The sequence below is a fragment of the Oryzibacter oryziterrae genome, assembly GCF_021864535.1.
Taxonomy (GTDB): Bacteria; Pseudomonadota; Alphaproteobacteria; order Rhizobiales; family Pleomorphomonadaceae; genus Pleomorphomonas; species Pleomorphomonas oryziterrae.
Window position 1 is genome coordinate 86156 of sequence record NZ_JAKJIC010000002.1, and the last position, 21466, is coordinate 107621.

The 21466-nt window shown below is 65.2% G+C and carries 23 protein-coding genes, 1 tRNA gene and 1 riboswitch; of the genes, 13 read left to right on the forward strand and 11 right to left on the reverse strand.

Annotated features, from left to right (window positions below):
- Positions 1-42 precede the first annotated feature (42 nt).
- Complete coding sequence (locus L2I41_RS02800) at positions 43-1077, forward strand: glutamine synthetase beta-grasp domain-containing protein (RefSeq protein WP_237151990.1); 1035 nt, start codon at positions 43-45, stop codon at positions 1075-1077.
- 88 nt (positions 1078-1165) lie between these two features.
- Here the strand turns inward: L2I41_RS02800 and L2I41_RS02805 are convergent, their stop codons facing one another.
- The 5 genes from L2I41_RS02805 to L2I41_RS02825 all read right to left on the reverse strand — a co-directional run bounded on the left by L2I41_RS02805 (position 1166) and on the right by L2I41_RS02825 (position 5290).
- Positions 1166-2203, reverse strand: a complete 1038-nt coding sequence (locus tag L2I41_RS02805) for a methyltransferase domain-containing protein (RefSeq protein ID WP_237151991.1) — start codon at positions 2201-2203, stop codon at positions 1166-1168.
- Positions 2203-2520, reverse strand: coding sequence for an ArsR/SmtB family transcription factor (locus L2I41_RS02810; RefSeq protein WP_237151992.1), 318 nt, complete (start codon positions 2518-2520; stop codon positions 2203-2205). The genes L2I41_RS02805 and L2I41_RS02810 overlap by 1 nt, the downstream gene beginning before the upstream one ends.
- Before the next feature lie 314 nt (positions 2521-2834).
- Complete coding sequence (locus L2I41_RS02815) at positions 2835-3713, reverse strand: C40 family peptidase (RefSeq protein ID WP_237151993.1); 879 nt, start codon at positions 3711-3713, stop codon at positions 2835-2837.
- A complete protein-coding gene (locus tag L2I41_RS02820) occupies positions 3710-4060 on the reverse strand; it encodes a MarR family transcriptional regulator (RefSeq protein WP_237151994.1) in 351 nt (116 codons plus the stop codon). Before L2I41_RS02820 ends, L2I41_RS02815 begins: the two co-directional genes overlap by 4 nt.
- 48 nt (positions 4061-4108) lie before the next feature.
- The gene (locus L2I41_RS02825) at positions 4109-5290 is read right to left on the reverse strand and encodes an O-succinylhomoserine sulfhydrylase (protein ID WP_237151995.1); all 1182 of its coding nucleotides are present in this window, start codon (positions 5288-5290) and stop codon (positions 4109-4111) included.
- Between the two features lie 77 nt (positions 5291-5367).
- Positions 5368-5447: riboswitch (SAM riboswitch) on the reverse strand.
- Positions 5448-5615: 168 nt separating this feature from the next.
- On the opposite strand from L2I41_RS02825, the gene L2I41_RS02830 reads away from it, so the two are divergent.
- The 3 genes from L2I41_RS02830 to L2I41_RS02840 all read left to right on the forward strand — a co-directional run bounded on the left by L2I41_RS02830 (position 5616) and on the right by L2I41_RS02840 (position 8338).
- The gene (locus L2I41_RS02830) at positions 5616-7034 is read left to right on the forward strand and encodes a sensor domain-containing diguanylate cyclase (protein WP_237151996.1); all 1419 of its coding nucleotides are present in this window, start codon (positions 5616-5618) and stop codon (positions 7032-7034) included.
- Positions 7035-7125: 91 nt separating this feature from the next.
- Complete coding sequence (locus L2I41_RS02835; RefSeq protein WP_237151997.1) at positions 7126-8220, forward strand: 2'-deoxycytidine 5'-triphosphate deaminase; 1095 nt, start codon at positions 7126-7128, stop codon at positions 8218-8220.
- Between the two features lie 44 nt (positions 8221-8264).
- A tRNA-Gly gene (locus L2I41_RS02840) sits at positions 8265-8338 on the forward strand.
- Between the two features lie 38 nt (positions 8339-8376).
- On the opposite strand, the gene L2I41_RS02845 is transcribed toward L2I41_RS02840, so the two are convergent.
- Entirely contained in the window at positions 8377-10374 is a 1998-nt protein-coding gene (locus L2I41_RS02845; RefSeq protein WP_237151998.1) for a glycosyltransferase, read from the reverse strand.
- Between the two features lie 144 nt (positions 10375-10518).
- On the opposite strand from L2I41_RS02845, the gene L2I41_RS02850 reads away from it, so the two are divergent.
- The 6 genes from L2I41_RS02850 to nudC all read left to right on the forward strand — a co-directional run bounded on the left by L2I41_RS02850 (position 10519) and on the right by nudC (position 15020).
- Positions 10519-11376: a transporter substrate-binding domain-containing protein gene (locus L2I41_RS02850; protein ID WP_237151999.1), complete on the forward strand. Its 858-nt coding sequence runs from the start codon at positions 10519-10521 to the stop codon at positions 11374-11376.
- Between the two features lie 108 nt (positions 11377-11484).
- Complete coding sequence (apaG, locus tag L2I41_RS02855) at positions 11485-11877, forward strand: Co2+/Mg2+ efflux facilitator ApaG/CorD (RefSeq protein ID WP_237152000.1); 393 nt, start codon at positions 11485-11487, stop codon at positions 11875-11877.
- 92 nt (positions 11878-11969) lie between these two features.
- A complete protein-coding gene (locus L2I41_RS02860; protein WP_237152001.1) occupies positions 11970-12239 on the forward strand; it encodes a DUF6460 domain-containing protein in 270 nt (89 codons plus the stop codon).
- A 75-nt stretch (positions 12240-12314) separates the two neighbouring features.
- A complete protein-coding gene (locus L2I41_RS02865; RefSeq protein WP_237152002.1) occupies positions 12315-13664 on the forward strand; it encodes an MATE family efflux transporter in 1350 nt (449 codons plus the stop codon).
- Positions 13657-14082 carry an HIT domain-containing protein gene (locus L2I41_RS02870; RefSeq protein WP_237152003.1) on the forward strand — a complete coding sequence of 142 codons (426 nt, stop codon included), beginning with the start codon at positions 13657-13659 and terminating at the stop codon, positions 14080-14082. Before L2I41_RS02865 ends, L2I41_RS02870 begins: the two co-directional genes overlap by 8 nt.
- A gap of 5 nt (positions 14083-14087) precedes the next feature.
- Positions 14088-15020: an NAD(+) diphosphatase gene (gene nudC, locus L2I41_RS02875; RefSeq protein ID WP_237152004.1), complete on the forward strand. Its 933-nt coding sequence runs from the start codon at positions 14088-14090 to the stop codon at positions 15018-15020.
- Positions 15021-15071: 51 nt separating this feature from the next.
- On the opposite strand, the gene L2I41_RS02880 is transcribed toward nudC, so the two are convergent.
- On the reverse strand, positions 15072-15956 hold the full coding sequence (locus L2I41_RS02880; protein ID WP_237152005.1) for a prephenate dehydratase: 885 nt from the start codon (positions 15954-15956) through the stop codon (positions 15072-15074).
- A gap of 211 nt (positions 15957-16167) precedes the next feature.
- Positions 16168-16920 carry a 3-deoxy-manno-octulosonate cytidylyltransferase gene (locus tag L2I41_RS02885; protein ID WP_237152006.1) on the reverse strand — a complete coding sequence of 251 codons (753 nt, stop codon included), beginning with the start codon at positions 16918-16920 and terminating at the stop codon, positions 16168-16170.
- A 220-nt stretch (positions 16921-17140) separates the two neighbouring features.
- On the opposite strand from L2I41_RS02885, the gene L2I41_RS02890 reads away from it, so the two are divergent.
- Positions 17141-17731, forward strand: a complete 591-nt coding sequence (locus tag L2I41_RS02890; protein WP_237152007.1) for a c-type cytochrome — start codon at positions 17141-17143, stop codon at positions 17729-17731.
- Positions 17732-17797: 66 nt separating this feature from the next.
- On the opposite strand, the gene L2I41_RS02895 is transcribed toward L2I41_RS02890, so the two are convergent.
- Both L2I41_RS02895 and L2I41_RS02900 read right to left on the reverse strand, forming a co-directional pair.
- Positions 17798-18898 (reverse strand): quinone-dependent dihydroorotate dehydrogenase, encoded by a 1101-nt coding sequence (locus tag L2I41_RS02895; RefSeq protein ID WP_237152008.1) that lies wholly within the window; start codon positions 18896-18898, stop codon positions 17798-17800.
- Positions 18895-19248: a DUF952 domain-containing protein gene (locus L2I41_RS02900; protein WP_237152009.1), complete on the reverse strand. Its 354-nt coding sequence runs from the start codon at positions 19246-19248 to the stop codon at positions 18895-18897. The genes L2I41_RS02895 and L2I41_RS02900 overlap by 4 nt, the downstream gene beginning before the upstream one ends.
- Before the next feature lie 176 nt (positions 19249-19424).
- On the opposite strand from L2I41_RS02900, the gene L2I41_RS02905 reads away from it, so the two are divergent.
- On the forward strand, positions 19425-20195 hold the full coding sequence (locus tag L2I41_RS02905) for a thermonuclease family protein (RefSeq protein WP_237152010.1): 771 nt from the start codon (positions 19425-19427) through the stop codon (positions 20193-20195).
- An 18-nt stretch (positions 20196-20213) separates the two neighbouring features.
- The gene (locus L2I41_RS02910) at positions 20214-21161 is read left to right on the forward strand and encodes an AEC family transporter (protein WP_237152011.1); all 948 of its coding nucleotides are present in this window, start codon (positions 20214-20216) and stop codon (positions 21159-21161) included.
- Positions 21162-21174: 13 nt separating this feature from the next.
- Here L2I41_RS02910 and L2I41_RS02915 read toward each other — a convergent pair whose 3' ends face one another.
- Positions 21175-21354 carry a hypothetical protein gene (locus L2I41_RS02915; protein WP_237152012.1) on the reverse strand — a complete coding sequence of 60 codons (180 nt, stop codon included), beginning with the start codon at positions 21352-21354 and terminating at the stop codon, positions 21175-21177.
- Between the last annotated feature and the right edge of the window lie 112 nt (positions 21355-21466).

Sequence of the window (21466 nt, forward strand, 5' to 3'; positions counted from 1 at the left end):
AAGTTCAACACGCGCCGCCATCGGCTTTTTGAGAGGCACGCAATGACCAAGTACAAGCTGGAGTATATTTGGCTTGACGGCTATACCCCGGTTCCCAATCTGCGCGGCAAGACGCAGATCAAGGAATTCGACGCTTTCCCGACGCTTGAGCAACTCCCCTACTGGGGCTTTGACGGCAGCTCGACGCAGCAGGCCGAAGGCCACAGCTCCGACTGCGTGCTGAAGCCGGTTGCCGTGTTCCCCGACCCGACCCGCACCAACGGCGTGCTGGTCATGTGCGAAGTCATGATGCCCGATGGCGTCACGCCGCACGCGTCGAACAAGCGCGCCACCATCCTCGACGATGAAGGTGCCTGGTTCGGCTTCGAGCAGGAATACTTCCTGTACCAGAACGGTCGCCCGCTCGGCTTCCCCGAGAACGGCTACCCGGCCCCGCAGGGCCCCTATTACACCGGCGTCGGCTATGCCAACGTGGGTGACATCGCCCGTGAGATCGTCGAAGAGCATCTCGACATCTGCCTCGCCGCCGGCATCAACCACGAAGGCATCAACGCCGAAGTGGCCAAGGGCCAGTGGGAATTCCAGATTTTCGGCAAGGGTTCCAAGACCGCTGCCGACCAGATCTGGATGGCTCGCTACCTGCTGCTGCGCCTTTGCGAAAAGTATGGCGTCGACGTGGAATGGCACTGCAAGCCGCTCGGCGACACCGACTGGAACGGCTCGGGCATGCACTGCAACTTCTCCACCAAGTTCATGCGCGAGACCGGCGGCAAGGATTACTTCCTCGCCCTCATGGACGCCTTCGCCAAGAACTGGAAGGAGCACATCGAGGTCTACGGTCCGGACAATGACAAGCGCCTGACCGGCAAGCACGAGACGGCTCCCTGGAACAAGTTCTCCTGGGGCGTGGCCGACCGTGGCGCCTCGATCCGCGTGCCGCACAGCTTCGTCAAGAATGACTACAAGGGCTATCTGGAAGATCGCCGCCCCAACTCCCAGGGCGACCCATACCAGATCGCTTCCCAGGTCCTGAAGACCATCGCGGAAGTTCCCCTGAAGTCTTCGGCTGCCGCCTGAGACTTGACCTCAGACAGATGAATGCAAACGGCGCGGGCAGCAATGCTCGCGCCGTTCGGCTTTTGGGAACGGATGCAGGGACGGAGCGTCAGCAGCAGGCGCCAACGGCCTCGGTGTGCGTCTGCGTTGCGGCCGGACCGCAGTCGAAGGCGCCGAAATGGGTGGAGCGGTCGCCGAGGACGCGGAAATGCCGCGCGAAGCGGCTGGTGCCGACCATGGCGGCGGTGTTGCCGCAGACCAGCATCGGCTTGCCCGTGATGAAGCTGTGATGATCGTCGAGCTGATAGCCGTGCGGCTGGCCGGGGATGGTGCCGAGATAGGTGGCCACCTGGCCGTAGTCCTCGCAGCGGTCCTCGAGGCCTTCGACCTTGAAGGCGCGGATCTTCAGCGACCAGAAGGTGGTCGGGCCGACCATCAGTTCCGCATAGGGATGATTGATGGCGATCGGCGCCTGCCGCAGCACCCGATAGTCGGGCCAGCCGACGTCGGCCATCAGCCGGCGAAAATCCTCCACATAGAGCGCGCCGCCCAGGCATTCGCCGACGAGCAGCGGATCGGTCGCCACATGCGGCGGCAGGCGGCGGCTGGAGAAGACGTCGGAGAACAGAAGTTCGCCACCGGGCTTCAGCACGCGGTGGATCTCGGAGAAGACGCGGCGCTTGTCGCCTGACAGATTGAGCGCACAGTTGGAGATCACCACGTCGACCGAAGCGTCGGCAATGCCGAGGCCGGCGAGGTCTTCGAAGGTCCCGTCGCGCAGGGAGACGTTGGAGACGCGATGGCCCAGGACGCGCGCCTGTTCGGCCTGGTGCCGACGGCCGACTTCGAGCTGCTCCGGCGTCATGTCGACGCCGATCACCCGGCCTGTTTCCCCGACGAGAGCCGAGACCAGATAGACGTCGCGCCCGCTGCCGCACCCGAGGTCGAGCACGGTCAGGCCCTCAAGGTCGTCGGGAATGGGCGAACCGCAGCCGTAGAAGCGATCGAGGATCTCCGGGTGGATGTTCTGCACGATGGCCTGCAGCTGCGGCGACAAGGCCTCGGTCGAGCAGCAGGCCCCGGTCTTGAGATCGGTGGTGCCCTGGAGTTCCGAGCCATAGTAGCTCAGGACGTCGCGGCGGCTCATCAGGAGAGACTTTCCGCAAACAGGATCGAGCAGCATCCGAGATCGAAGCCCGCCTGGCCATTGTCGAGGCGTACTCCTTCGGCAAGGCTGTAGGTGACTTCGCGGCCGTGCCGCCGCCCGATGGCGAGCCCGGACTGCTTCAGGATCTTGAGGTGGTGGGACAGAAGCGTCGGATCAATGCCGATGGCAGCCTGCAACGCACCGGCGGTCATCGCCCGGCCATTGAGCAGCACCATCACGGACCAGCGGGTGGTGTCGGCAATGGCTTTCAGGCGGCTCACACAATAGTCGGCAGAGGTTCGGTCCAGATCCGGCATGGCAGTGCCCTGTTCTCGGGTTCTTGAGCGTGCGACCGCCAGTCCGGACAGGACAACGGCTCGGTCCACGCTGCACACACCAAGCGACAGATTGAACGGACTTTCAATTCAGGAGGCATACCAACCGGACTAGAACCTATGCGTCTTGCATAGATTGATCAGGCTAGTGGTTTGATTCCGACATTTGCATCCGTCTGATACAACGCGCAGAGCAAATGTCAGAATCTGAAAGGCCACTAGCAAGCTATTGTTTCTAGTGGAGCTTTAGACTTTGACATTTGAGCGCGAGACCGATGTCATCCGGGACTCAAATGTCAAAGTCGCTCCACTAGACGCCGGATGGAGCGCACCGGCTGCCCGGCTTCGGCGATGCGGCGGATGGCACCGTCGAGCGGCTCGACGACCGTGAGCATGTGATGGCCGTTGGCATGCAGCAGACGGTTCGATCCGGAGACGATGCCCACGTGGCCCTTCCAGAACACCAGGTCGCCCCGCTTGAGGTCGGCAATGCCGCCCTTCCAGTCCACCGGAGCACCGAGCGCGGCTTCCTGCATGTCGGTGTCGCGCGGCGCGGCAATGCCGGCTGCGGCCAGCGCGCTCTGCACGAGGCCCGAGCAATCGATGCCGAGGGCAGTGCGACCGCCCCAGAGATAGGGCGTGCCGACGTAACGCTCGGCCACCGCGACGAAGTCGGCTTCCGCAGGGACAGCCTCAGGCGCGAGGTGGCTTGCGACGATCGCACGCCCATCCGGCAACAGACCATAGACGAGACCGCGGCGTTCGACGGTGCCAGTGAGCGTGACGCGCGCGCCCTCCGTCAGTTGCCCGACCGCCGGCAGCTTCATGTCCGGGCCGGGATAGACAAAGGTTCTGAGGGCGGTGACCCGATGGGTCGGAGCCGGATCGGCAGGTCCCAGCGCGTCGGAAGACAGATAGCCAACATAACCGTCCCGCTTCAGCTGGACCCAGGCCCAGCCCTCGCTGTCGCGCTCGAAAACGTCGACGTCCTCGCCGAACACCGCTTGAGTGTCCAGGCCGCAGTCGCTGCGCGGTTCCGCCCGGAGATCGGCAACGGCGACGGCAACGCGACTGCGCTCGGCCGCGACGAAGCGATCGGCTTCCACCTTGCCCTTGAGGAAATCGGCGGCAAGGTCGGGACGAGCCGGCGTGAGCCGACGGTCGAAACTGGTCATCGCGGCAGATCCTTGGCCTTGCCGACGATGGTGTCGGCCAGCTTTTCCAGAAACAGGGAGCCCTCGACCGTGCGGTGGACGATGACATTGCGCCGGTCCGCTTCGTCGCGCTTGCGTCCGAGCAGCTTCAGCTCGCCCATGGTGTCGAGCGCCCGGGTGATCGCCGGCTTGGTGACGCCCAGCTTTTCGGCGAGGCCACGGACCGTGTGCGGCGGCGGTTCGAGATAGACGGTCAGCAGCACCGTGACCTGGCGCGGCGACAGATCGGCCCCGTTCTCGCGCACGATGGCGAGGGAGACGTCGTGCCAGAGCCTGAGGGCCTGAGAGGGGCGCATGTCGATGGGCATGCGTCCCTTCTACACCAGGATCGTTTCGGATGCGTTATTAAAGCGCGATCAGCCGAGCGCTTCTGCGAGATCGGCAATCAGGTCGTCGGCATGCTCCAGCCCCACCGACAGGCGCAGGATTCCCTGGGTAATGCCCAGTTCGAGCCGCGCTTCCTCGGTCAGGCGATGATGCGTCGTGGTCGAGGGATGGGTGACGAGGCTCTTGGCGTCGCCCAGATTGTTGGAGATCTTGATGATGCCGAGACGGTTGAGCGCCTTGAAGGCCGCTTCCTTGCCACCCTTCACCTCGAAGGCCACCATGGTGGAGCCGCCGAGCATCTGCCTGGCGCAGATATCGGCCTGCGGATGGTTGGGCGAACCGGGATAGTTGACGCGGGCGATGGCCGAATGGCCTTCGAGGAAGGTGGCGATCTTGCCGGCGCTGGCGGTCTGACGCTCGACGCGGATCGGCAAGGTCTCGAGGCCCTTCAGCAACACCCAGGCGTTGAACGGGCTGAGCGAGGGGCCGGTCTGGCGGATGAACACCTGCAGATGCTTGTCGAGGAACTCCTGGTCGCACAGCACCACGCCGCCCAGGCAGCGGCCCTGGCCATCGATATGCTTGGTGGCCGAATAGACCACAACATCGGCGCCGAGCTTGAGCGGCTTCTGCAGCATCGGCGTTGCGAAGACATTGTCGACCACAAGGCGCGCGCCGGCATTGTGGGCGATGTCGGCCACAGCGGCGATGTCGACCACTTCAAGCGTCGGATTGGTCGGGCTTTCGAGGAAGAAGGCCTTGGTATTGGGGCGTACGGCAGCCTTCCAGGCGGCGAGATCGCGGCCGTCCACCAGCGTGCAGGCGATGCCGAAGCGCGGGCAAAGGTCTTCCACGATATAGCGGCACGAGCCGAACAGCGCCTTGGCGGCGACCACGTGATCGCCTGCAGACACCTGGCTGAGGATCGCGGCGGTGACCGCTGCCATGCCCGTGGCGGTAGCGCGCGCCACCGGGGCACCTTCGAGCAGCGCCATGCGCTCTTCGAACATGGAGACGGTGGGGTTGCTGAAGCGGGAGTACTGGAAGCCGGGGTCCTGGTTCAGGAAGCGGGCTTCGGCCTGCTCGGCGCTGTTGTAGACAAAGCCTTGCGTCAGGAACAGCGCTTCGGATGTCTCGCCCCACTGCGAACGGCTGGTACCGCCGTGTACGAGAGCGGTTTCCGGGTGCCAGCTACAGGTGTCCTTGCTCATCAAAATTGTCCTCTGCCTGAAGCGCGCGGCCAATAAAAAACCCGGCGCGCAAGATGCCGAGCCGGGTGCGTCTGACTGACTTTTCCGTCCCGACCTTTTAGCAACTTTGTTTAACGTGGCGGCAAGCCGGTCGGCTCAAAGAACCACGATGAGAGATTTCTACGCCGCACGGCGCCGCCGGTCAAGGCGCATGCTGCGCTTGCTGATCCGTCTGAAGCCTATGCGGGTAGGGGGTGCGATTGCACCAAAAATGCGGAAACATTTGTCATTCTGAATTTAACGCAATGGAAAGCGCGTCATGACAGAGTAAGGCATCGGAGTTCTCATGTACCAGTCCTTGTCAGCAAATCGCCAGTATCTCATCAGGATCATCTTGCCCGTCGCGGGGCTGCTGGCAGCGTTGCTGATTGGCATCACGTTCGGCTTGTTCACCCTCGCCGAAGTTCAGACGTCGGCGGCCATTGCCGAACAGGTCAAGCTCGCCAACGGCGCCATCCGGACCCACGGCGAGTATCTGGAGACCGGTGCCGTCGACTACGGCCACTGGGACGAGGCCGTCGAGAACATCGTCACCAAGTTCGACTTCGATTGGGCCGACGGCAACATCGGCATGTCCGGCCAGGACAATTACGGCCTGAGCATGGTGTTCGTGCTGGGGGCCGACAACAGCACCGTCTATTCGCGCGTTGACGGCGTGGGCGGCAACAGCGACATCAACAGCCATCTCACCGGCGGCTTTCAGGAACTGCTGAACCGCTGGCGCAAGGGAGATGACCATCTCGGCAGCGTCTCGGGTCTGATGATGGCCGATGGGACGCTGGCCATGGTGGCGATCGCGCCGCTGCGGCCCTACGAAGACACCGCAACCAAGCAATATACAGGCTACGGCGTGGTTTTCGTCGACAAGATGGATGATGAGATGCTTGGGCATCTCGCGCATGACTATCTGCTGCCGGGCTTGCATCTTGATCGCGGCAACGAGACGGGGCTCGACCTGCGTGCCTCCATCGCGCTGTCGCAGGAAGACCCCAGCCAGCGCTTCCGCCTCGTGTGGACGCCCAATCGCCCCGGTGACACCACCCTGCGCACCCTCGGGCCGGCGATCGGCCTGATCGCCCTCTGCTTCTGCCTGTTGTCCGCCTTTGTCATGCGGCACGTGATGTCCACCTTCCGTCAGCTGAAGGACAGCGAAGCGCGGGCCATGCACGATATCCTCACCGGTTTGCCGAACCGCCAGCTGCTGTTCGATCGTCTCGATCGTCTGGTCGGCACACGGCGTACCGTGCGCCCGGAAGCCGCGGTGCTCTATCTCGATCTCGACGGCTTCAAGGCGGTGAACGACACGCTCGGTCACGACGCCGGTGACGCTGTGCTCCTGCAGGTGGCCGAGCGCATGCGCGATCTTTGCCGCGATCGCGACACTGTCGCGCGGCTCGGGGGCGACGAGTTCGCCATGGTGATGCCCGGCGTGACAACCCGCGAGGCCATCGAGCGCCGCGCAACCGAGATCATCACCCGCATCGCCGAGCCCTTCCACGTGGGGGCGGCGACCGCCCGCGTGGGCGTCTCCATCGGCGCCGCCATCTCGCCGCACGATGGCACGGACTGTGCCGAACTGCTGCGCAAGGCGGACGTCGCACTCTATGATGCCAAGTCCGCCGGAAAGGGCGTCGTCCGCTTCTTCAGTGACAGCGTTTCGCCGGAAAAGTCGGGCAAGGACGCGAATGTGCGCTGGGTCGCCTGACGGCGGTCTTCGCATGCTCAGTTGAAATCCTGAACACAGGCGCGCTATGGCTTGGGACCGAGTTGTTTCCGGTGCCCAAAGGTCCTGCCCCATGATCCTGCCGAGCGGCATCCTGCCTGCCCACCGCATTGTTGAACTGGCGGCCTCCGGCGCCCTCAGTGCCGACCGGCCATTCGATGCCGACCAGGTCCAGCCCGCCAGCATTGACCTGCGCCTCGGCCGCATCGCTCATCGCATGCGCGCCAGCTTCCTGCCGGGGGCCACGGCATCGGTGGAGGAAAAGCTCGAGCGCCTGCGCCTGCACACCATCGACCTGAGCCAGGGCGCGGTGCTGGAAACCGGCGGCGTCTATCTGGTTCCGGTGCAGGAGCGGGTTGCCCTGCCGGCTTCCATATCGGCGTCCGCCAATCCCAAGAGTTCCACCGGCCGCATCGATGTCTTCACGCGCCTGATCACCGACCGCGGCGTCGCCTTCGATCAGATCCCGGCGGGCTATACCGGGCAGCTTTATCTCGAAGTCTCGCCGCGCACCTTCCCCGTTCTGGTGCGGGAAGGCTCCCGCCTCAGCCAGGTGCGCTTCCGCAGCGGCGATACGCGCCTGTCCGATGCGGATCTCGCCGACCTGCACCGCCTGAGCCCGCTGGTCGATCGCGAGCCGGCGCTGCTCGACAACGGCCTGTCGCTGTCCATCGATCTTGCGGGCGCTGGCCCGGGTGCGCTGATCGGCTATCGCGCCAAGCACCACACCGGCGTGATCGACGTCGACCGCAAGGCCGCTCTCGAAGTGCTGGACTATTGGGAACCGATCCATGCGCGCGGCGCGCCGTCGCTGATCCTCGATCCGGACGAGTTCTACATCCTCGCCTCGCGCGAAGCGGTGCAGGTGCCGCCCGAGACTGCGGCGGAAATGGTGGCCATCGATCCCCTGGTGGGCGAGTTCCGCGTCCACTACGCCGGGTTCTTCGATCCCGGCTTCGGCCATGCACCGGCGGGCGGCACAGGGTCGCGCGCCGTTCTGGAAGTGCGCAGCCACGAAGTGCCCTTCATCCTCGACCACGGCCAGACCATCGGCCGCCTGGTCTACGAGCGCATGAGCGAACTGCCGCGCCAGCTCTATGGCCAGGGCATCGGCTCCAACTACCAGGCGCAGGGCCTCAAACTCTCCAAACACTTCGCTGGCGGCTGAGCCTACTTGACACGACCCGGTCTTGCTGCGATCTAGGAACCCGCGCGGGTATGGTGAAATGGTATCATGCGAGCTTCCCAAGCTCTTGGCGCGGGTTCGATTCCCGCTACCCGCTCCAGCTCCTTTCCTTTCGTCAAGCATTGAGCATCAGCTGCATCAGTCGGGATGACTGTGCTGGTTGCCGTCTTTCGTGCCGGTGATGGTGTCGTGCGGTGTCTTGTGCCAGTGGTGTGGCCGGATCATCAGGTCGAGAAGTGCGTGCCAGGCGGCGAAGGAAACCAGCAGCCAGTAGAGCGGCATCTTCAGGATGTCGCGCCGCAGGTCGGTTCGCTCCACTGCGCGCAGGGCGTGCCAGGCCAGCAGCATGCTGCCGACGTAGCCGCTTGATAGCCCCACCGCCGCGCCCGAAATCAGCAGGGTGTCGGTAAAGTCGATATCGTCGGGGGCGTCGATGTAGCCGCTGGCATAGCCGGCGATCAGGCCGAGCCAGCACAGGTGAGCGAGCGGTGCCACCACGGTGGCGGCCATGTGAAACTGGAAGGTCACGGCGTTGAGGAGGCCCATCTCGCGGATCAGCGCCACGGGATCGCGCATATGCACCATCCATGTGATCAGCCAGCCCTTGATCCAACGGCGCCGCTGGCGCATCCAGACGCCGATCCGGTCGGGCGCGTTTTCCAGCGTTCGGCTCTCGACCACCCCAACCGAGTAGCCGAAGCGGGCAAGGCGGGCGCCAAGGTCGGCATCCTCGGTGACATTATAGGGGTCCCAGCCGCCGGAGACGTCGAGCGCATGTCGCTTGAAGTGATTGGACGTGCCACCGAGCGGCATGGGCATGCGATGATCGGCGAGCCAGGGCAGGATTCCGTGAAACAGGCTGGCATATTCGATGAGAAACTGTCGCTGCAGGAAGCTGTGCGCATGGTCGATGTCGAGCCTGGCCTGCACGCAGGCAAGGTGATCCGGCCCCTGGATGAGGGCCGCGGCCGCGAGACGCAGCTGGTCGCGCGCCGGCCGATCCTCGGCATCGAAGACGGTAACGATGTCGCCGCGGCAAAAGGCGAGGCCATAGGCGAGCGCCCGCGGCTTGGTGCGCGGCAGTCCATCCGGCACGATCGAGACCTGCATGTGTGGCCGGCCTTGGATGGCGGTCTCGGCGGCGAGCCGCGTGGCCTCGTCATCGGCTTCGACCAGGATGCGGATCTCCAGCCGGTCTTGCGGGTAGTCGAGGGCGGCGAGGGCGGCAACCAGTTGCCCGATCATGTTGGCTTCCCGGTAGAGCGCCACCATCACGGAATAGGACGGCAGTTCGGAGTCCGGGAGGTCCGGCAGCGCTGGCTGGCGCAGGCGGAAATCCACAAAGGCCTGCCAGCGCAGAAAGCCGAGGCCGACAAAGGTGACGACCGAAGCCAGGAACAGCAGGGCGGCTCCCGTCCAATGCTGGAAGAGAAGGCACGGCAGGACCCCGGCACAGGCGGCCGCGACCAGCACGCGCTGCAACGGCGACGGAGCCCTGTACGCCGACATGAGCGGTGCGATCGCGGCCAGATGGCCGGTCGTGGAGCGCTCGGTGTCCGTGGCAATGCTGGCCTCCAATCGCCGTCGGAGGCGCCGGGGCGTCGTTAACGAGAGGTCCTGCCCGCTGTCGCTGGCGATGAGGTCCTTGAGCAGCCCCGAAACCTGTTCGAAGGAGGGGGCAAAGACGGTGCGTTCGCTGCCGCGCCGGCGAAAGCGGGCGAAACGGAGCGCAGCCAGCGAGCGTGGGACCAGGGGGTAGGCGCGAGCCAGTTCGTGACGGGCGTCGAGCGCCACGAAGGGAAGGCCGTATCGACGCGCGATCTGCCCGTAGACGAGATCCTCGCCATTGAGCCGACCTGCGGCAAGGGCCTGAAGGGGGCGAGGGCTTTCTGAGGCGCGCTCCAGCTCGTCGAGCGAGAACGGGCCGGTGTCATAGAGGCGCGGGCTGTTGCCCTGCGGGCTGAGACGTACGAGGGCGGCGACGCGAGAGCGTGCGGCGGCCGCCTGTGCGAGCGCGTCGAAGGAAAGGTCGGACGGCAGCAGCAAGGCAAACCGCGGTCCGCGAGTTCCGCCGCCCATGTTGCAAGCTGCAGTGTCGGGTGAAAGTTGCACGCCGACGGTATCGAGTAGTTCCATGAGCCTGGACGTTGCCAGCTTCAACGGTGGCCGGGTGTTTTCCTCGGCGGCCGGCAATGCGTCGGCAATGGCAGGCTTTGCAGCTGCAACTGTTTCGGTTAGCGTCTGCGGGGAACCTGCTTTACTCGGCATGGCTGCGGACACATGTGCACGACGATTTTTCGCTTAGCAATTTTATGTGCAATGATTGCAACCGGAGTCAATCCGTCTCTTGCAGAAGGTGTATATGTTCCTGCGCAAAATGCCATTGCAGCATCTCCACATATCGGCAGGACTGCGGGAGATGGCGAGGTCAAGAGCAAGGTCGCCTCGCTCCGCTTCGTCACAACCGACGATTTCCCTCCCTACAGCTTTCTCGACGGCCAGGGCAATCTGACGGGCTACAATGTCGAGCTGGCGCGCCGCATCTGCGAGACCTTGGTCATTGCCTGCACCATCCAGGTACGGCCTTTCGCGCTGATGGTGCAAACCCTGCGCGAGGACAAGGCCGATGCCAGCATTGCCGGTATCAAGGATACGCCGGCGTTGCGCCATTACCTTGCCTATACGATGCCCTACCTGCGCTTGCCGGCCCGCTTCGTGACAGCGCGCTCCGGCGTGACGATCGATGGCCCGGACAGCCTTGCAGGCAAGACCGTGGCGGTGGCGAGCCATGGTCGCTACGAGGACTTCCTGACGGATTTCTTCCCCCGCGCCCAACGCGCGCCGATGGCGTCCACCGAAGACGCCCTGGCAGCGGTGAAGGCCGGCAAGGTCGATGCAGCCTTTGCAGGCGCCGTCGACGCCGCCTTCTGGATGGCCGGACCGTCTGCTGCGGACTGCTGCCGGTTCTCCGGCGGCGTCTATACGGAAGCTGCCTATTTCGGTGACGGGATGACCATTGCGGTCGCTGCCGGCAATGATGACCTGCGCCGGGTTCTCGACGGCGCCATTGCGAGCCTGGACAGCGACGGCACGCTGGCCGACCTCGCCGCGCGTTTCTTCCCGGCCGATCTCCATTGAGGCGCGGGCACGCAAGCTCAGCAGATGTTCCGTCCGCAGCAGAAAACTGCTAAGGTGTTGCTCCAAGGCCCCTATTGCCGCTCTCTGCCAACCGGAGCCCGTATCGAGATGTTCAGCGCCGTTACCCATTCGATCGTCATTTCCGTCGAGCCGAACTTCCTGCCGCAGGAATCGGACCCGTCGGAGAACCGCTTCGTGTGGTCCTATCGCGTGGTGATCGAGAACCGCAGCGATCGGGCAGTTCAGCTGATCGCCCGCAAATGGGACATCACCGACGGCAATGGCGTGCGCCGGGAGGTGTCGGGCCCGGGCGTCGTGGGGCAACAGCCGGTGATCGAGCCGGGCGAGGCCTTCGAATATTCGAGCGGCTGTCCGCTGACCACCGACAGCGGCATCATGTCGGGCAGCTACAAGATGGTCGACGAGCATGGCGAGACGCTGCACGTGACCATTCCGGCCTTTTCGCTCGACCTGCCCGACGCGCCGCGCGTGTTGAACTGAGGGCTCCTGTCCGCTGTTGGCACCTGCCACTGGACGGGCCGGTCGGCAATGCCTATCTGTCTGTGCAGTGTAAAGGCTTGAAGGACTTGGCCATGAACGATTCCCTGTCCCGTTTCTTCGGGGACTCCCCGGCGCGTGTGCTGTTGCGCCTGGTGGTGCTGTCCTTCGTGGTCGGCGTGGTGCTGGCAGCCCTTGGCCTTGAACCCTATGACATCGTCAATTCCGCGATCCGCTTCGTTGAGCATGTGTGGGAAATGGGCTTCTCCGCCATTGATCGCGCCTGGCGCTATTTCCTCCTTGGCGCCGTGGTGGTGATCCCCGTGTGGTTTGTGCTGCGCCTTCTGAAAGTCGGCAAGCGATAAGCTTCGGGGCCTTGCGCCCGCCTGCCCGATCGGATGAAGTTGCTGCCGGTGAATCGGAACAGCAAGCGGTGCAACGTGCGGGACAGTCGACTTGAACAGGACTTTCGGGTCGACAGCCGGGCCGTCTTTGCCATCGCCCTGCCGATGACGCTCGCCTTTCTCACCGTGCCCCTGATCGGTGTGGTGGATACGGCCGTGGTCGGCCATGCGGGCGACCCGGCGATGATCGGCGGTGTGGCCGTCGGCGCGCTGATCTTCGACGTGGTCTTTTCCACCTTCAACTTCCTGCGCAGCGGCACAACGGGACTGACCGCTCAGGCGCTCGGTGCCGGCGACCGGGTGGAGATCGACGCCAGCCTGTTGCGGGCGCTGGTGATTGCGCTTGTCGCCGGTCTCGCCATCGTGCTCCTGTCCGGACCGCTGCTGACGGCCGGTCTTGCCTTCGTATCGCCGAGCGAGGCGGTGGCCAGCGCGACGCGCCGCTATTTCGCGATCCGTGTGCTGGCCGCCCCGCTGTCGCTCGCCAACTTCGCCTTTCTCGGCTGGCTGCTCGGGCTCGGTCGTGCCCGGGTGGGGCTGGCGCTGCAAATCCTGTTGAACGGCACCAACATCGCCCTGGCGATTGGTCTCGGTGTGGGGCTCGACTGGGGCATCGAAGGGGTCGCCTGGGCGGCCGTCTGCGGCGAGACGCTGGCCGCCGCCGCGGGCGCCCTGCTGGCGCTTCGCCTCGGCTGGGCGGGCTGGGCGGTTGCCGCGCGTCAGGTGCTGGAAGGCTCGGCCTTCCGGCGAATGCTGGGTGTCAACCGCGACATCATGATCCGGTCCTTCGCCCTCCTGGGCGCCTTCGCCACCTTCACCCGGACGGGCGCGCAGTTCGGCGACGCCATCCTCGCGGCCAACGCCGTGCTGATGAACTTCTTCCTGGTCGGCGGCTATTTCCTCGACGGCCTTGCCACGGCCGCCGAACAGTTGACCGGCCGCGCCCTCGGCGCGCGGCGGGCGCCGGAGTTCCATGCCGCTGTCCGGTTGACGCTGATCTGGGGCTTTGCCTTCGCCGGTGTGGTCGCCGCGCTGTTCTGGCTGGCCGGAACGCCGCTGATCGCGCTGATGGCGACGGCGCCCGAGGTTCGCAGCGCTGCCGCCGCCTATCTGCCCTGGGCGGCGCTGACGCCGCTTGCGGGCGTTCTGGCCTTCGAGATGGACGGTATCTTCATCGGGGCCACCTGGTCGGCGGACATGCGCAACATGATGCTGCTGTCGCTGGCCCTCTTCGTGGCGATGCTCTTCGTCGCCGTGCCCGCCCTCGGCAATCACGGCCTGTGGCTGTCACTGCTGGTGTTTCTGGGCGCACGCGGCATTTCCCTGTCTCTCCGGCTGCCCAAGCTGGCGGCCCGCACCTTCGTCAAGGATGTGAAGAATGCCTGACTTTCAGCTCGACCCCCGCCTTGCCGGCGACACGCTGGTGATCGGCGATCTCGCGCTCAGCGGCCTGTTGCTGATGAACGAGAGCACTTATTGCTGGGCCATCCTGGTGCCCCGCCGATCCGGCCTCACCGAGATCATCGATCTCGACAGGGCCGCACAGGGGGTGCTGATGGAGGAAATTGCCGCCGTCAGTGCCGCCATTCGGGCCATCGCTGCGCCGCTGAAGATCAATGTCGGTGCGCTCGGCAATATCGTCAGGCAGCTGCACGTGCATGTGCTGGCCCGCCACGAGGGCGATCCGGCCTGGCCGGGACCGGTGTGGGGCAAGGCGCCTCCCAAACCCTACGAGCCTGCCAAGGCCGCCGAAATCATCGCCCGCTTCCGCGCCGAGCTTGCCCCGCATATCAGGATCTCATGATGCCCATGACTTTGTTTTCCGACGCCTTTCCGGTCCTGGACTGGTCGCGTGCCAATGGCTTTTCCGGCGGCGGGCTCGATCGTCGCTCGGATCTGCGGGGGGACAGCGCCGCGCTGGACGAGGCGTTTGCCCATCCCGACGTGCGGTTGATGCTGTTCTTCGGCGACCAGATCTGGCTCGGCGGCGGCGAGAACCCCTTCGCCTATCTCGAGGGCGACCGGGCGCGCACGGCCGTCTGCACCAACCGCCTTTTCCTCGGGCTCGATGCCGACGATCGGCCCTGGTTTGCCGGCGAACTTGTGTCCGAGCCAGTGCTCGGAGAGGGCGAGCGCCTCACCGATCTGCGCTCGCTGGCGCTTGAGGGGGAAGTGTCCGCCGAGGTGTTCGGCCCGGCGGCGCAGGCGCGCTCCATGCTGTTCTGGCACAAGCGCCACGGTTTCTGCGCCAACTGCGGCGCGCCGACGGCGATCGCGGCCGGCGGCTATCAGCGGGATTGCGCCGCCTGCGGTTCCCAGCATTTCCCGCGCACCGACCCGGTGGTGATCATGCTCATTACCGATGGCGACAGGGCGTTGCTTGGACGGCAGTCCCGCTTCAAGCCGGGAAGCTATTCCTGCCTTGCCGGCTTCATGGAGCCGGGCGAGACGGTGGAGGACGCCGTGCGGCGCGAAGTGCGCGAGGAATCGGCCATCAAGGTCGGACGCGTGCGCTACCACTCGAGCCAGCCCTGGCCCTTTCCGTCCAACCTGATGCTCGGCTGCATCGGCGAAGCCGAGAGCCAGGAGATCACCATCGATCCCAACGAACTTGAGGATTGCCGCTGGTTCAGCCGGCAGGACGTCAAGGCCATGCTGGCCGGGGACCATCCGCAAGGGCTGTTCTGCCCGCCGCCGCTGGCCATCGCCCGCGTGCTGATCGAGGCCTGGATCAACGGCTGAAAAGGCTGTCACCGGTGACGAATGTCGCCGGTGACCTGCTGAAGGCTCGGATCACTCGCCGCGGCGAAGGCCGAGGCCCGCGTTGGGCTCGCGGATATTCTCGCGGAAAGGGCTCGCCGGATAGCTGCCGAGCACCCGCACCTCGTGGCTGAAGAACTCGAGTTCCTCAAGGGCGAAGCGCAGGTTCTGGTCGTCGGGATGACCGTCCACGTCCGCATAGAACTGCGAGGCGAAGAACTGGCCTTCGAGCTGGTAGCTTTCGAGCTTGGTGATGTTGACGCCGTTGGTGGCAAAGCCCCCCAGCGCCTTGTAGAGAGCGGCCGGCATGTTGCGGACGCGGAAGATGAAGGACGTGATGGTCGGCACGTCCAGCGCCGGGACGGGGGCAGGAGTCGGCGACAGCACGATGAAGCGCGTGGTGTTATGGGCGGCGTCCTCGACATTCTCGGCGAGAATGTCGAGGCCATAGATCTCTGCGGCAAGGCGCGGTGCCAGCGCGGCGCGGGTCTTGTCGCCGCTTTCTGCGACCTGACGGGCGGCGCCGGCGGTGTCCGCAGCGACGATGGCGCGCAGGCCATGCTTGCGGATGATCTTGCGGCACTGGCCGAGGGCGTGCACGTGGCTCTCCACCGTGCGGATGTCCTCAAGTCGTGCGCCGGGCACGGCCACCAGCTGGAAGCGGATCGGCAGGAAGAATTCGCCGGTGATGTAGAGCTTGGAGCGCGGCAGCAGGTGATGCACATCGGCGACCCGGCCGGCGAGCGAGTTGTCGATGGCGATCATGGCGAGATCGGCCTGACCCTGCTCCAGGGCGGCAAAGCAGTCTTCAAAAGTGGCGGTCGGCACCGGCTCAGCGTCGGGAAAGACGGATTGAACGGCGATATGGGAGTTGGCTCCTGGCTCTCCCTGGAAGACGACCTTCAGCTTCTGAGACATTTCGGTAGCACTTTCGGCTAGAGCACCCGCCGATCATGTTGGACCAACAGGATCGAGAAGCGGCCGCTCAACTTTTGAATCTGGAGCGATTTCCTGTCGATCCGGTGAGTCCACATGATCGACACGCGCTCCAGTGACGCGCATCCGCGCGGCTCTGGCTCTAGCAGCCGCGCGGAAGGTTGTCACCTGCGATGGCAGGAAGGTCTGCGGATCAACCGCCGAGGACCTGGCGGGCGCGGTCGAGGTCGTGCTGGGTGTCGACGCCGAGCGGCACGTCGTCGACGATCGCCGCGTCGATGCGCATGCCGGCTTCGAGGAGGCGCAGCTGTTCCAGTTTCTCGCGCTTTTCAAGTGTCGACGGCGGCAGCTTGACGAAGGCTTCCAGCGCGGACCGGCGATAGGCGTAGAGGCCGATGTGATGATAGAGCGGTCCATCGCCGTAAGGGGCGGTGGCGCGGGTGAAGTAGAGCGCGCGCAGGCGGCCGTCCGCCACCGGCGATCCCACGATCTTGACCACGTTGGGATCGGTCTTCTCTTCCTCGCGGGAAATGATGGCCGTGAGCGTCGCCACGTCCACCTTCGGATCGGCGAGCGGGCTGAAGCAGGCGCGGATGGCATGCGGCGCAATGGTCGGCAGGTCGCCCTGCACGTTGACGATATAGTCATAGCGGCCGGCGGAATCAGACTTCGATATCGCCTCGAAGATGCGGTCGGAGCCGCTCGGATGATCGACGCGGGTCAGCACCGCGTCGCCGCCGGCGCGCTTGATGACGTCGGCGATCTGCTGATCGTCGCAGGCGACGACGACGGGGCCGATCTTGGCCTCCATGGCGCGGCGCCAGACGTGTACGATCATCGCCTCTCCGGCGATGTCGGCCAGCGGCTTGTTGGGCAGGCGGGTCGAGCCCAGGCGGGAAGGAATGACCACCAGGGCCTGAAGCCCGCTTGTGTCAGCCGACGTCATCAAAATCTCCTTGAACTGAACCTGCAACCGAATGAGACGAAAGTCCCGGCATCGTCAATCCTTATAAGTATGGACAGAACGCGAGGAAAGTTTGTACTTTCCGGCGAAATCCCTTATGAAGCCGCGTGAGAATACGGAACAGACGGCGCAATCCGGCCATGCGGCTTTTTTCATGGCCCGATTCTGCGCCGGTCTCGCGATAGGTTAGCTGGAGCCCTCGATGTCGCTTGAACTCAACAAGATTCTCGGTGCTGTCCTCGGAACCGTGACATTCACCCTTGCTGTCGGCTTTGTGACCGAGCTGGTGTTCAAGAAGGAGCCGCCGGCAAAGCCGGGTTTTGAAATCGCCGTGGCCGAAGCTGCCCCGGCCGCTGCAGCGACTGCCGGTGCTCCGGCCGCTGCCGGTGCCCCCGCCGCCGCTGCGGCTCCCGCTCCGGCCGCCGAAGTTGTGGCTCCGATCGCCGAACGCCTGAAGACCGCCGACGCCGCCAAGGGCGCCACCACCGCCAAGGCCTGCGCCGCTTGCCATTCGGAAGACAATTCCGGTGCCAACAAGGTCGGCCCCGGCCTGTGGAACGTGGTCAACCGCAAGCCCGGCACGCACGAAGGCTTCAAGTACTCCGACCAGGTGGTCGCCTTCGGCCAGACCGCGACTTGGGATTACGACAATCTCGACAAGTGGCTGACCAGCCCGAAGGCTCTGGTGCCTGGCACCAAGATGGCTTTCGCCGGCCTGAAGAAGCCCGAGGATCGCGCCAACGTCATCGCCTATCTGCGCACGCTGTCGGACAACCCGGCACCGCTGCCCTGATCGATCGGCACGATGGCTGAACAATGCGACGGCGGCTCCTGACGGGGCCGCCGTTTTCGTTGGGGCTCAGCCGGGGATCGGCCGATCGGCCCAGCGCGCGACGGCGCTGTTGGTGACGGCAGTGATCGAACTCAGTCCTTCCCGGTCGAGGCGCTGGCTGAGGCCCGAGCAGATGTCGGCCACCGCATTGCCGCCGGCATAGATGAAGGACGTGTAGATCTGCAGGAGATTGGCCCCCGCGGCCAGCTTCTCATAGGCCTGATCGGCCGTGGCGATGCCGCCGACGCCGATGATCGGCAGATCCGGCCCGAGACGCTGGCGCATCTTGGCGAGCACGATGGTCGAACGCTCGAACAGGGGCTGGCCCGAGAGGCCGCCGGTCTCCGCCGCATGCGGTCCGCCGATGCCGTTGCGCGACAGCGTGGTGTTGGAGATCACGAGGCCATCGAGCCCGCGCTTGAGGGTCACCTCGGCAATGTCGTCGAGGCCTTCCTCGCTGACGTCGGGCGCGATCTTGACCAGCAGCGGCACGCGGCGACCAACCGTGGCGATCGTCGCATCCCGCGCCTCGACGCAGCGGGCGATGAGATCATCAAGCGCGGCGCGCGCCTGCAGGTCGCGCAGGCCCGGCGTGTTGGGCGAGGAAATGTTGGCGGTGAAATAGTCGGCGACGCCGGCGAAGACGCCGATGCCGGCCACATAGTCGGCGGTGCGGTCGGCACTGTCCTTGTTGGCGCCGACGTTGACCCCGACGAGGCCCGGCTGCCCGGCCCGCTTCTTCAGGCAGGCGAGCGCATGGGCATGACCCTTGCCGTTGAAGCCGAAGCGGTTGATCACCGCCTGATATTCCGGCAGGCGGAAGACGCGCGGACGCGGATTGCCTGGCTGCGCCCTTGGAGTGATCGAGCCCACCTCAACGTAGGAAAAGCCCTGCCGCAGCAGCGTGCTCACCACCTCGGCATTCTTGTCGAAGCCCGCGGCGAGCCCGATCGGATGCGGGAAGGCGAGATCGAACAGCCGCACGGCAAGCCGCGGATCGGGTGCCACGGGCAGGGACGGCACCAGCCCGGTCTTCATGGCGGTGATGGCGAGGATATGCGCCGTCTCCGGATCGAACTGGCGCAAGAGGCGGGCACTGAGGGTGCCGAGAAGGGAAGCGAGGCTCATCGTCCGGTCTCCAGATCGGGGAACTGATGCAGGCCGTCCGGCCCGAGCGGCAGCGGCACGGCCCAGACGACCGCGGCGAGATTGAGCGGCCCGTAGAGATGCGGGAACAGGGCGCCCCCGCGCGAGGCTTCCCACTTGAGGGGCTCGCCCAGCGTGGTCGCGCGCACGGCGATCAGCAACAGATCGCTCTGGCCCGCGAAATGCAGACGGGCGGTTTCCCTGACTTGCGCGGCGGCGGAGAGATGGATGAAGCCGTCCTGCACGTCGATGGGCGCGCCGGTGAACAGGCCGCTCTCCTCGGCCCGGCGCCAGAGTTCCACCGGTGCGATCTTGTAGACGAGGGCGTTCATGGCGGCTGTCTCCCCGAAGCTGGCGGTTGATGCTGCTGCCATAGCGGAAGCTGGCCCATCTCGCCAGTCCCGGCAGTCGATCTCAGCGGTGATGCGGACGGCACAGACCGAGAAAAACTTGCGCCTTGGCGTGAAGGACCGATTCAAATCCCGCGCGTACTAGGCTAAGGAAGGGCATGATTTGGCGTCGGGCAGACAAAGAGAGGCCGCAGGCCGTTCCGCGCAAGCGTGGCTTTCTGGCACGCTGGACGCTGCCCATCGTGATGGGCCCGTTCATCACCTTCGGCGTGCTGGCCTATCTCAACAAGCTGGCCGTGGAACACCCCAACCCGGGGCCATCGCCGACCATTCTCGATTTCGGCAAGGTCAACCATCCGAAGGTGCCGCTGAAAGTCGGCGAGCCCGGCGTGCTCGACCTCGGCAATGTGCCTCCCCCCGGCGAGGGCAAGGCCCCCGTCCGCACTGGCGCGGCGGTCAACGATCCCCTGCTGTCCCAGGGACAGGTGGACGCGCCCGAGGCGCCGCCTGCCTTCGATGTGGAATATCCGCGCGTGACCGTGCTCGACGCCGTGCATTTCCGCGCCATCAAGGACAAGACCTCCACGGTCGTGGCGCTCAAGGGCGTCACCGGGCCGCTGTTCATGGAAGTCTGCACCGACAGCAACGAGAAGACCTGGAAATGCGGCGCCCGCGCCCGCGCCGAACTTGCCCGGCTGGTTGGCCCGCGCAGCATCGGTTGCGTCGAACCCGAGGCGCTCGACGACAACACCACTTCGGCGGACTGCTATGTCGGCAGCCGCAATCTGACGCAATGGATGGTGCAGCAGGGCTGGGCCGATCCGATCGACCGAGGCGACGCGACCCTGGCCCCGCTCTATGACGAAGCGCGCGCGGCCAAGCGTGGACGCTTCGGGCTGGCGCCGGACACCTCCGCGCCCTCCCAATGAAAGCGAAATCCGGCCATCATGTCGCTCGTTGATCAGGTCCTGCCCATCTTTCTGCTGATTGCCCTCGGCGTGATCAGCCGCCTGTTCAACTGGCTCGACGATGCGGCGGTGGCCGGCCTGCGCCAGATCGTGGTGCGCCTGGTGCTGCCGTCGATCCTGTTCCTGTCCTTCGTCGATATGGAACTGTCGAGGAGCTATCTGTCGATCGTCGGTATCGTCTTCGCCGTCTGCGCCTTGAGTTTCGCCATCGGCTGGCCGTTAGTGAAGCGGCTCTATCCCGCCGATCGCTTCACGCCCTTCCTGACCGCCGGCTATGAATTCGGCATGCTCGGCATCAGCCTGTTCGTCGGCGCCTATGGGGCCGGCGCGCTCGCCTCCATCGCGGTCATCGGCCTTGGCCACGAACTCTTCATCTGGTTCGTCTTCTTCGCCTTCCTGATCGCGGCCCGCGACGGTTCGGCCAGGCCGGCAGATCTGCTCATGGGCTTCCTGCGCAATCCGGTGACGGCAGCCATTCTGGCGGGGCTTCTGCTCAACATGCTTGGAGTGAGATCCGGCCAGCTCGAGGCCATCGCCGGCCTCGGCGCGGTGATCAAGACCTTGCGCTTCCTGGCGCCGATGATCGTTCCGGCGGTGTTGATCGTCGTCGGCCATGGCTTGCGCTTTGACGGCGCCGACGGTGGCAAGGTCGTCCGCCTGATCGGCCTGCGCCTGATGATCCAGCTGCCGCTGGCGCTGGCCGCCTCCTTCTTCGTGCTCGGAACCCTCTGCGGCTTCGACTTGCGCTATCAGGTGGCCCTGTTCACGCTGATGATCCTGCCGCCGCCCTTCATCGTGCCGCTGTTCATGCCCGACAAGGCGGAACTTGCCGGCGAGCGGGCGCTGATCCTCAAGGTGCTCACCGTGCATACGCTGGCGTCGCTGGCTGTTTTCGCCGGGATCATCGCGGCCTTCCCGACGTTCTAGCTTCGCGCGGGCGTCAACCAGGATGCGAGCCAGCATCGGACGACGAGTCGCCGACCGGCTGATAGCTGTTGCCGTTGGTATTGTCCCAGCCGACATCGCTGGTGCGGCGGCGTTGAGACGGGTGCGAAAAGGAAAAGGCAATCACCAGTCCGATGATTGCGAAACCGCCCACAATGCCGAGGATGATCGCCATGTCCTGAGGCTCCGGCCAAGCACAACGCTTGCGCGCAAGTGTACGCGAAACAGCCGTCCGGGCCAAGCCAGGAAACAGAAAGGGCGCGCGCCTGAGCCCGCCGCCCCACTCT

What these genes read in the sequence shown, in the direction of transcription:
- L2I41_RS02915 (WP_237152012.1), bottom strand. Translation starts at nt 21,354, where the DNA reads ATGGCGATCATCCTCGGCATTGTGGGCGGTTTCGCAATCATCGGACTG.
- nudC (WP_237152004.1), top strand. Translation starts at nt 14,088, where the DNA reads ATGACTTTGTTTTCCGACGCCTTTCCGGTCCTGGACTGGTCGCGTGCC.
- L2I41_RS02900 (WP_237152009.1), bottom strand. Translation starts at nt 19,248, where the DNA reads ATGAACGCCCTCGTCTACAAGATCGCACCGGTGGAACTCTGGCGCCGG.
- L2I41_RS02885 (WP_237152006.1), bottom strand. Translation starts at nt 16,920, where the DNA reads ATGACGTCGGCTGACACAAGCGGGCTTCAGGCCCTGGTGGTCATTCCT.
- L2I41_RS02880 (WP_237152005.1), bottom strand. Translation starts at nt 15,956, where the DNA reads ATGTCTCAGAAGCTGAAGGTCGTCTTCCAGGGAGAGCCAGGAGCCAAC.
- L2I41_RS02820 (WP_237151994.1), bottom strand. Translation starts at nt 4,060, where the DNA reads ATGCCCATCGACATGCGCCCCTCTCAGGCCCTCAGGCTCTGGCACGAC.
- apaG (WP_237152000.1), top strand. Translation starts at nt 11,485, where the DNA reads ATGTTCAGCGCCGTTACCCATTCGATCGTCATTTCCGTCGAGCCGAAC.
- L2I41_RS02890 (WP_237152007.1), top strand. Translation starts at nt 17,141, where the DNA reads ATGTCGCTTGAACTCAACAAGATTCTCGGTGCTGTCCTCGGAACCGTG.
- L2I41_RS02800 (WP_237151990.1), top strand. Translation starts at nt 43, where the DNA reads ATGACCAAGTACAAGCTGGAGTATATTTGGCTTGACGGCTATACCCCG.
- L2I41_RS02910 (WP_237152011.1), top strand. Translation starts at nt 20,214, where the DNA reads ATGTCGCTCGTTGATCAGGTCCTGCCCATCTTTCTGCTGATTGCCCTC.
- L2I41_RS02870 (WP_237152003.1), top strand. Translation starts at nt 13,657, where the DNA reads ATGCCTGACTTTCAGCTCGACCCCCGCCTTGCCGGCGACACGCTGGTG.
- L2I41_RS02845 (WP_237151998.1), bottom strand. Translation starts at nt 10,374, where the DNA reads ATGGAACTACTCGATACCGTCGGCGTGCAACTTTCACCCGACACTGCA.
- L2I41_RS02860 (WP_237152001.1), top strand. Translation starts at nt 11,970, where the DNA reads ATGAACGATTCCCTGTCCCGTTTCTTCGGGGACTCCCCGGCGCGTGTG.
- L2I41_RS02905 (WP_237152010.1), top strand. Translation starts at nt 19,425, where the DNA reads ATGATTTGGCGTCGGGCAGACAAAGAGAGGCCGCAGGCCGTTCCGCGC.
- L2I41_RS02815 (WP_237151993.1), bottom strand. Translation starts at nt 3,713, where the DNA reads ATGACCAGTTTCGACCGTCGGCTCACGCCGGCTCGTCCCGACCTTGCC.
- L2I41_RS02850 (WP_237151999.1), top strand. Translation starts at nt 10,519, where the DNA reads ATGTGCACGACGATTTTTCGCTTAGCAATTTTATGTGCAATGATTGCA.
- L2I41_RS02805 (WP_237151991.1), bottom strand. Translation starts at nt 2,203, where the DNA reads ATGAGCCGCCGCGACGTCCTGAGCTACTATGGCTCGGAACTCCAGGGC.
- L2I41_RS02810 (WP_237151992.1), bottom strand. Translation starts at nt 2,520, where the DNA reads ATGCCGGATCTGGACCGAACCTCTGCCGACTATTGTGTGAGCCGCCTG.
- L2I41_RS02895 (WP_237152008.1), bottom strand. Translation starts at nt 18,898, where the DNA reads ATGAGCCTCGCTTCCCTTCTCGGCACCCTCAGTGCCCGCCTCTTGCGC.
- L2I41_RS02835 (WP_237151997.1), top strand. Translation starts at nt 7,126, where the DNA reads ATGATCCTGCCGAGCGGCATCCTGCCTGCCCACCGCATTGTTGAACTG.
- L2I41_RS02830 (WP_237151996.1), top strand. Translation starts at nt 5,616, where the DNA reads ATGTACCAGTCCTTGTCAGCAAATCGCCAGTATCTCATCAGGATCATC.
- L2I41_RS02825 (WP_237151995.1), bottom strand. Translation starts at nt 5,290, where the DNA reads ATGAGCAAGGACACCTGTAGCTGGCACCCGGAAACCGCTCTCGTACAC.